Annotated in this window: 6 protein-coding genes; 2 read left to right on the top strand and 4 right to left on the bottom strand. The window is 71.0% G+C overall.

Annotated elements, in window-relative coordinates; translation table 11 throughout:
* The 3 genes from MWU75_RS20095 to MWU75_RS17835 all read right to left on the bottom strand — a co-directional run.
* On the bottom strand, positions 1–1014 hold a 1014-nt coding region (locus MWU75_RS20095; RefSeq protein WP_281497461.1), incomplete at its 3' end, for a DUF222 domain-containing protein.
* A 185-nt stretch (positions 1015–1199) separates the two neighbouring features.
* Positions 1200–2102 (bottom strand): DUF4157 domain-containing protein, encoded by a 903-nt coding sequence (locus tag MWU75_RS17840; RefSeq protein WP_247093467.1) that lies wholly within the window; start codon positions 2100–2102, stop codon positions 1200–1202.
* A 38-nt stretch (positions 2103–2140) separates the two neighbouring features.
* The gene (locus tag MWU75_RS17835) at positions 2141–2413 is read right to left on the bottom strand and encodes a hypothetical protein (RefSeq protein ID WP_247093465.1); all 273 of its coding nucleotides are present in this window, start codon (positions 2411–2413) and stop codon (positions 2141–2143) included.
* 237 nt (positions 2414–2650) lie between these two features.
* Here MWU75_RS17835 and MWU75_RS17830 point away from each other — a divergent pair, with 237 nt between their 5' ends.
* Both MWU75_RS17830 and MWU75_RS17825 read left to right on the top strand, forming a co-directional pair.
* Positions 2651–4420 carry a DEDD exonuclease domain-containing protein gene (locus tag MWU75_RS17830; RefSeq protein ID WP_247093463.1) on the top strand — a complete coding sequence of 590 codons (1770 nt, stop codon included), beginning with the start codon at positions 2651–2653 and terminating at the stop codon, positions 4418–4420.
* A gap of 48 nt (positions 4421–4468) precedes the next feature.
* A complete protein-coding gene (locus MWU75_RS17825) occupies positions 4469–4750 on the top strand; it encodes an Lrp/AsnC ligand binding domain-containing protein (protein WP_247093462.1) in 282 nt (93 codons plus the stop codon).
* Between the two features lie 83 nt (positions 4751–4833).
* Here the strand turns inward: MWU75_RS17825 and MWU75_RS20425 are convergent, their stop codons facing one another.
* Entirely contained in the window at positions 4834–8616 is a 3783-nt protein-coding gene (locus MWU75_RS20425; RefSeq protein WP_247093460.1) for a cell wall-binding repeat-containing protein, read from the bottom strand.
* Positions 8617–8697: the final 81 nt, after the last annotated feature.

Raw genomic sequence — 8697 nt, 5'->3', positions numbered from 1 at the left:
ACCACTGGAGGGCGGGGCGCCAGGGTTGGACAGGCCACGGTTGAGGACCATCAACAACGCGTCGTACTGACGCTGCCCCGCCGAACGCAGGTCCAGGTTGCCCGCCTCGTCCTTGGCCGGGGCCGCCAACGGCCCGGTCAACACCGAGTCGAACAACGGTGCGTCGGTGTCCGGGGCATCCACGGTGTAGCGCGTCATCCCCCGCGCCAACGGGCGACGCCGCACGCACCGCAACCCCTGCGCGGTGGCCTTGACCTCATCCGAGGGCTTCTCATCCAACAGGTCGATCAACAACCTCTTACACACCACATCCAACTCGGCATCGGACAACCCGCTGTTGCACGCCGCCCCCGTCGCGATCTGCGCATACGCCAGCGCCTCCTCGGCCGACAGGCACCCCACCAGCCGGCGCATCGTCCGCGCCACCTTCGCCGCCCGGTGCACCCCCGTCGCTCCGTCAATCACCGCCTGCGCCAACCCTTCACCCCAGTGCGTGTCACCGGCCCGGACCACGTCCTGGATCTGACACGCCTCCTCCTTGGCCAACCACGGACAGCGCTGCCGCAACCAGCTCACCAACGTCAACCCCACCTGGTTGTGCAACCCCCGATCCCACGCCTCGACCGCCAACGCCACCGTCACCCCCGTCAACTGGGCCCGCACCCGACCCGCCGCCTCCAACCCCGCCTCGATCCCGGCATCAAAGACCCGCACCAACCCCTCCGGGCCCTGCGCCGCACGACCCAAACCCCTGGCCGCCGCCTCCAAACCACCAGCCACCTCCTGCGCCGGATCCACCCACCCACCCGAAGCCGCCACGATCTGGTCAACCTCGGCCACCAGGTCCCAGTCCCCCGGCCCCTCAGGGTCATCCACCCACACACTGCCCCGCTGCGCCTCACACGCCACCCGGAACTGCGCCAGCTCCTCCGGGCTCATCCCCTCGACACCAGGCACCCCAGCGCCGCCGGGGACACTGTCCCCGACCCCTGTCCTGGTGCCTGTCGTCGTCATACTGATGATCTAAACACCCGGCACTGACAGAGCACCTGACCTGCACAAACACCACCAGGACCTGAGCTCCTGAGGATGCCGGGCGTTCTCCGTGAAAGTCATGCCCAACTGGTGCGACGACCATGGTCCGGGAACTGGTCAAGCCTGCCGCACCGGGCCGCGTGGGTTGGCAGGGTGCTACGGGATCAGTCGGCGAGGTCGCTCAACCAGGCGCCCCACCTCTCGAGCGCCTCGGCCTCGGAGACGTCGAGCACCGTCGGGAACGCCTCGCTGAGGGCCGTGGCGTCCGCAACGGCCTCGTAGAACTTGAGCAGCGCGTCCTCGGACCAGGTCTGCGCGATGTACAGGCAGGCCAGCCACGACAGGGCGTATCCGCCCCACACGGTGTCGCCGCCCGCCGGGTCCGGCCAGGCTCGGGGGACAGCTCCGGCGCGCACGTCGTCCAGCGCCGAGCCGGCGATCTCGGTGGGGTGCAGCTGGGAGTGACGGTGGGCGGTGAACTCCGCCATGCCCTCGCCCAGCCAGGCCGGCACCGGTCCGTGACCCTGCTGGGCCAGGTGCGTGACCTCGTGGGTGAGCACCGCCTGCCGACCCTCCGGGGTCAGCCGGTCCCAGGAGTCTGGGTGGACCACGATGTGGGCCCCGGCCAGGCTCCCGACCGTCACGGCCGGGGCCTGCAGTCCCGCCCCACCGGTCAGCTCGGAGAACTCCGCAGTGGTGGCCGGCAGCGACACCCGGACCTGCCAGCGCACCGCGTCCGGTCCCCACAGGTCCTCGACCTGACTCAGCGCAACCTCGGCCATCACGTGGTAGGCCTCGATCCGTTCCTGCGGCGAGCTGCCCTGCACCGTGACCCGCTCCTGCGTGACAGCGCTGGTGGGGGCGGGGCTGGTGCTGCCGTCGCCAGTCGTGTCAGGACCAGGACTGGCGGCGCCTGTGCTGACGGGGTCGGTGTCGGTGCTGACGGGGTCGGTGTCGGTGTTGACGAGGTCGGCGCCGGAAGACCCCGGTGCCGAGCAGCCGCCGATCCACAGGACCGAGAGCAGGGCCAGCAGCGCCGCACTCCCCCGGCCACCCGACATACTCACCCGGTCAGTCTGCCCGACGCGCAGCCGCTCACCGAAGGTCAGCCGGCGGCGATCGAGGGGCTCGTGCTCTGGGCGCGCACGCCACTGGCCTCCGCCCGGCTGATCAGCCCCGCCCGCACGAAGGCCTCCACGGCCTCGGTCTCCTCGAAGTCCAAGGGCAGGCCCGCCGCGCGGACCCCGCTCTCACCGGCCGGCTCAGCGGCGCGCACCGGCGGGTCCGCCAGCCACACCTTGGCCAGCACCGGCACCATGCAGTCGCCGCAGTGCCTGCCGCGCACCGGGCAGGTCTCGCAGTCAATCGTGAAACTCATCGATCTCACCTCCGTCTGACGCTCTTCCATCTGATGTTCGAAAACGCTAGGGGTCAGGTGTGACAGAGCCCCGACACGCAGCTCGCGCCACGAGTCCGGCCGCGCCCTCCCGGTGCGTCGAACGAGCCACGCTCCCCCGCGACACGCCCGGGATCCGGGACCCCCGAAATCGTCCGAACCACCGGCTCCCCGGGATGTCTGCGCCACACTGTCGGTGCCGAGTCGTACGTTCGTTTCATGCAGATGGTGCAGGAGACATTCGACGACCTGGGGGTCGCCCTGTCGGATGTCACGTTCGTGGTCGTGGACCTGGAGACCACCGGCGGTTCACCTGCCGACTGCGGCATCACCGAGATCGGCGCCGTGAAGGTCCGGGGCGGGGAGATCCTCGGCGAGTTCCAGACGCTGGTCCGACCGAGCACGCCGATCCCTGCGTTCATCACCGTGCTGACCGGCATCACCAACGCGATGGTGGCGCAGGCCCCGCGCATCGAGTCGGCGCTGCCCGCCTTCCTGGAGTTCGCGCGCGGTGCGGTGCTGGTCGCGCACAACGCCGGCTTCGACGTCGGGTTCCTCAAGGCGGCCGCCCAGCAGACCGGGCACCCGTGGCCCGGCTTCGCGGTGCTAGATACGGTGCGGCTGGCCCGGCAGCTGGTGCACCGCGACGAGGCCCCCAACCACAAGCTCTCCAGCCTGGCGACGCTGTTCGGGGCCACCACGACGCCCGACCACCGCGCGCTGCACGACGCCCAGGCGACCGTCGACGTGCTGCACGGCCTCATCGAGCGCGTCGGCAACCTGGGGGTGCACACGCTGGAGGAGCTGCAGAGCTATCACAGCCGGGTCACCCCGGCGCAGCGCCGCAAGCGGTTCCTCGCCGACGCGATGCCCTCGGCGCCTGGGGTCTATGTCTTCAAGGACCACCGCGGGGAGCCGCTCTACGTCGGCACCGCCGTCGACATCCGACGCCGCACCCGCACCTACTTCACGGCCTCGGAGACTCGGCGCCGGATGGCCGAGATGGTGGGCATCGCCGAGACGATCACCCCGATCGTCTGCGCGACCCGCCTCGAGGCGCAGGTGCGGGAGCTGCGGTTGATCGCCGAGCACAAGCCGCGCTACAACCGCCGATCGCGCCACCCGGAGAAGGCGCTCTGGGTGAAGCTGACCGTGGAGCCGTTCCCCCGCCTGTCGATCGTGCGCCAGGTGCGCGGCGACGGGGCGCACTACGCCGGCCCGTTCGGGTCGCGCAAGAGCGCCGAGGCCGCTGTGACCGCGGTCCACGAGGTGATCCCGCTGCGGCAGTGCACGCAGGCCCTGTCCGCGCGCTCGCGCAAGAGCGCGTGCGTGCTGTTCGAGATGGGTCGGTGCGGTGCCCCGTGCATCGGTGAGCAGACGACGCAGGAGTATGCCGAGGTCGCCGGTCAGGCGGCGATGGCCCTGGCCGGCGACGGCCGAGATCTCCTGTCGGCGCTGCGCGCCAAGCTCGACTCGCTGGCCGGGCAGGAGCGGTTCGAGGACGCCACGACGCTCCGCGACCGGATGCTGGCCCTGGTCCGGGCCACCGCGCGGGTCCAACGGCTCGCACCGCTGTCCTCCGCGCCGGAGATCGTCGCCGCGCGGCGTCGGGATGCCGGCGGGTGGGAGGTCATCTGCGTGCGTCACGGACGGCTGGCCGGGACGACCGTCACGCCGCGCGGCGCCGACCCGATGCCCTACATCGAGGCGCTGCGGGCCACGGCCGAGGTCGTGGCCGAGCCGACAGCGCCGGCGCCAGCGGCCCACCCGGAGGAGACCGAGCTGATCCTCAGGTGGCTCGAGACGGCCGGCACGCGGCTGGTCACCGTGGACGGCGAGTGGACCTGCCCGGTCGGCGGTGCGGGTGCCGCCCGCGCGGAGCTCGAGCCGCTGTCGCGACGCTGGAGCGAGTTCTCCGAGCCGTGGGGTGAGCCACCCTCGGTCAAGCCGTTGGAGCGCCCGCCGGGTGCGGTCCGCGCGCACGGCTGACCGGAGCAGGCTGCCCGCACGGGACCCGCCCGCACTAGAGTGGGGCCCGTGATTTCCGCCATCGTGTTGATCAAGGCCGACGTAGCCCGCATCCCGGAGGCCGCGCAGGCCATCGCCGCGATCGAGGGCATCAGTGAGGTCTACTCCGTGACCGGCAACATCGACCTCATCGCGGTCGCCCGGGTGGCCAGGCACGAGGACTTCGCCGACGTCATCGCCGACCGCCTCAACAAGGTGCCCGGCGTCCTGGAGACCGACACCCACATCGCCTTCCGGACCTACTCCAGCGAGGACCTGGAGGCGGCCTTCTCCATCGGTCTGGACGGATAGGCCCGGGCACACCAACTCGCGCGGCACACACTGTCCGCCCCCGCCTGGAATCGGGCGGGGGCGGACGGCGTGTCAGATGCCGCTCAGTGCAGGTAGGTCCGCAGCTCCTCAGCCACGTCCTCCGACACCGCCCCGGTGCCGCCGACCACGACGATGCGGTCGGGCGCCAGCCGGTCGGCCGCCTCGGCCGTCACGACCGGCAGGATGTCGCTCTTCACCAGCAGGACGGGTGCGCCCTGCTGACCGGCGAGCGCCGCAACGGTCAGCGCGTCCGGGTAGTTCTCACCCGTGGCGACGTAGAGCACGTCGACACCGGGGTCGAAGCTGTCGGTCACCGCGGCCGCCGTGCCGTAGCGGTCCTCACCGGAGAGCCGCTCCACGACCGGCGCGTAGGCTCCCAGCTCGGTCAGCACGTCCTCGGACACCGCGCCCGAACCGCCCACGACCACGATCCGGTCCGGCGTCTGGGCGACCAGTTGCGCGACCGTGGCGTTGGGCAGCTTCCCGGACCGCGTCAACAGCACCGAGCCCTGCTCGGGTGCTGCCAGCGTGGCGGCGGTCAGCGCGTCGGGGTAGTCCAGGCCGCTGACCACGTAGGCGGTCGCACCGGGCTCCACCGTCGCGGCCGCGATCGCGGCAGCGGTCGCGTAGCGGTCCACGCCCGCCAGGACCTCGGCGTCCGTCCCGGCCAGGCCGGAGAGCACGTCGACGATGTCCGGCTGGACCACGCTGGAGCCGCCGGCCACGGTCAGGCCCTGCGGCCCGCCGTCGGCCACGAGGCGCTGCACCTCGGCGCGGGTCGCGTTCGGGACCGCGTCGGCCTTGGTCAGCAGCAGCGGTCCCGGTGCGGCACCGGCTGCGGCAGACACCGCGAGCGCGTCCGGGAAGTTCTGGCCGCTGGCGACCAGGACCTGCGTGCCGCCCTCCGGAGCCTCCTGCGCGACGAGCGCCGCCGTCTCGTACCGGTCGACTCCCGCGATCCGCTCGACCTCGCCGACGTAGCCCTCGAACTGGCTCGCGGTGAACATCGGCGTCTCGTAGGCGTCACCGGCGACGAGGCTGTGCCCCGCACCGAAGGCCAGGACGTCGGTGACCCGGTACGGACCGTCCTTGCCGCTCGCCCCGATGGCCCAGCCATCGAAGGTGAACGTCAGGTCGTTGTTGCCAGCCGTGAAGTTGGCCGCACCGGACTCGAACTCGAGCTCGGTGCCGTCTGGGGCGCGGAGCTGACCGGACCACTCGTAGTAGCCGGCCGTGTCGGTGTGCACCTGCACGGTCACCAGCAACTGGTCGTAGAGCCCGTTGGCGTCCAGGTCCACGCCCTCTGCCGATCCCTCTCCCGTCAGCCGCAGCCCCGAGTGCTCGAACTCGTCGTAGCCGTAGCCGGCGGTCGTGTGGACGTCGGTGACCTCGGTCACTGGCATCAGCGCCAGGTCCGACTCCTCTGCGATGCGCAGCGTCGAGAGGGTGTAGGGCCCGTCCACACCGGCGTCGTAGATCGTGGCGCCGTCGAAGGCGATCTCGACCGCGGAGGCCCCGGCGGGCAGCGTGACCACCGTGCTGGCGGTCTGTGCGTTGCCCTCGCTGTCGGTCAGCTCGCCGAAGACCCGGTAGGTGCCGGCCGCCTCGACGTCCAGGTCCAGGGAGACCTGCAGCACGTCATACATCCCGTTGCCGTTCAGATCCACACCGGAGTCGGTGATGTCGGCGATAGTGGCCGCGCCGCTGCTGGCGGTGGCCATCCCGAAGGCCTCGCGGCTGAACTCCGTCCCGTCGGAGGTGGTGCCGCTGGCGACGATGCCGACGCGATACATCCCGACGGCACCTGTCGTGACGACGCCGGAGTAGACACCGTCGCCGGCCGTCTCGTCCGCGCCGGTGCCGTCGTCGACGAGCGCAACCTCGGCGGTGGTCTCATCTGGTGCCAGCACCTTGGCCGACACCTCGGCGTCGGTGAGCGGCGTGGCACCGTCGGTCAGGGTTGCGTGCACCGGCACCGTGTCGCCCGAGGCCACGCTGGGCTCGGGCAGCTCCACGGTCAGGGAGACGCTGCTGGCGACGGGCCAGGCGTGGACCGCGTATGCCGTGCTGGCGGCTCCCCCGTCGACCTCCACCGTCCAGGTGCCCACCTCAGGGTTGGGGAGCAGGTAGACAGCAAGGCGGGCGCCCTCCATCTCGCCGTCCTCGAACTCCACCCCGGGCGTGCTCGGGGTGATCCGGTCACCGGACGGCGAGACCAGCTCCACCGTCAGAGGGGTCCCCGAGGTGTAGACCACGGAGATATAGGTGGCCGAAGCCTCGTCGATCGGCACCTCGTGCGCTCCCGGGCCAGCGGCCAGCAGACCGCCGACGGTCTGCGTGTGCTGGGGCAGCTGGGCGACGGGCCCCTCGACAGCCGGCGCTGTCGAGCTCGGCTCGATGGAGGCGACGGTTCCGGCGTCGTCGGTGCCCGGCTGCTGCACCGTCGGGCGCATGAGCTCCAGGATCGCGGTGGAGTGGTGCAGGCCGCCGTGCGTCGCGTCCCGGTCGTTGCCGGAGGAGTTGTAGGTGTAGGGCAGCATGCTGGCGAACCGGTGGGCGGACCAGAGCGGGACGATAGTGTCCCCCTGTCCGGTCACCTGGAGCAGGAAGCGGTCGAGCAGGCAGAAGCAGCCGGTGGCGTCGTAGTCGCCGGCCATGACCGAGAAGTCCACCTCCGGGCTCAACGCATGCGTGTTGTTGTAGAGCCACATGTAGGGAGTGGTCAGCTGGACGCCGGCGGGGGCGGCGAGCCCGCCGATCACGCTCCCACCGATCCCTCCGATGCTCACCACGAGGCTCTGGGCCAGGTCGGCCAGCGGGCTGCCGGCGTTGGGCGTGCCGAGCTGGACGATGCGGTCGACCCCCTCGTTGCTCTCGACATAGTGGCGCGAGTCCAGGCCACCCTTGCTGTGCACGACCATGTTGACGCTGTCGGCGCCGTAGCGCTGGCGTGTCTCCTCGACGGCGACACCGATCTCCGCGGCGTTGTCGGCGATGGAGTCGAGGGCACCCAGGTCGAGGGTGTCGTGCGTGTAGATGCCAACATCCTGCAGCTTCGCCGACCATGGCTCTGTCCAGATGGCGTGGCTGGAGAAGATGCCGTGCGCGAAGACGGTGGGCCGCGGCATCGTGAAGGACAGCTCGGCCCAGTCGATGGAGGTGCACCAGGCCTCCACGCTGTTGGCGGTGTCGATCTCGATGGTGATCGTGTTGATCGCCGGCTCGGCGGTGCCTCCCTCGCCGGGGTCGTCGGCGAAGTTGACCCACTCGACGGGCACCAGGAACTGGTTCATCTTCCAGACGTTGTCCTCACCGGTCAGCCACTCCTCCTGCACGACGTTGCCGTTGAACAGCACCCGGTCCCGCTCGGGGTTGTAGCCGGGCACGACCGCGTCGAAGTCGACGTCGTAGGCCGGCATCCGCAGGCTCGCGAACTGCGAGAGGAGACCGTTGGAGACCAACAGGTCCCGCTCGTCGTCGCCCAGGACCCGGTCCACCTCGATGTCGAACACGAGCGGACCACCGCTCCGGTAGGTGCAGCCGGTGTCCAGCCCCGGGGCCTGGTCGACGACGAAGAGACTGTCGGTGGCCTCACGGGGCGGGAAGGGTGAGCTGCCGAAGTGGTTCGGCGCGTGCTGCTGCGGCTCGGCCAGCAACGTCATGCTGTCCGCGTCCGTGGTGGCGGACGCGGTCGAGCTGTCCGCGACGGCCGTCGGCGGATCCTCCGGGCCGGGCGGTGCGCCCGGATCGGCCTGCGCGGCCTGCAGGCCGCTGGTGACCACCAGCGTCGCCGCGACCACCGCGCCGAGCCTGCCGAGTGAGATGGGTGAACGAGATCGTGACACGGGTAACCCCCTGGTTGACGTGACCGCACACCGCCGGTCCGGCGGGGCGGGAAGTTCGGTGTGACGTCAGCCCGGTGCAAA

The sequence above is a fragment of the Ornithinimicrobium sp. F0845 genome (assembly GCF_023015765.1).
GTDB lineage: Bacteria > Actinomycetota > Actinomycetes > Actinomycetales > Dermatophilaceae > Ornithinicoccus.
The sequence above is the reverse complement of the archived record's forward strand: the minus strand, read 5'-3'. Positions and strand labels throughout refer to the sequence as shown.

Bases quoted from the DNA above. Each gene is read 5' to 3' on its own strand.
- MWU75_RS17835 (WP_247093465.1), bottom strand. From the start codon at position 2,413: ATGAGTTTCACGATTGACTGCGAGACCTGCCCGGTGCGCGGCAGGCAC.
- MWU75_RS17830 (WP_247093463.1), top strand. From the start codon at position 2,651: ATGCAGATGGTGCAGGAGACATTCGACGACCTGGGGGTCGCCCTGTCG.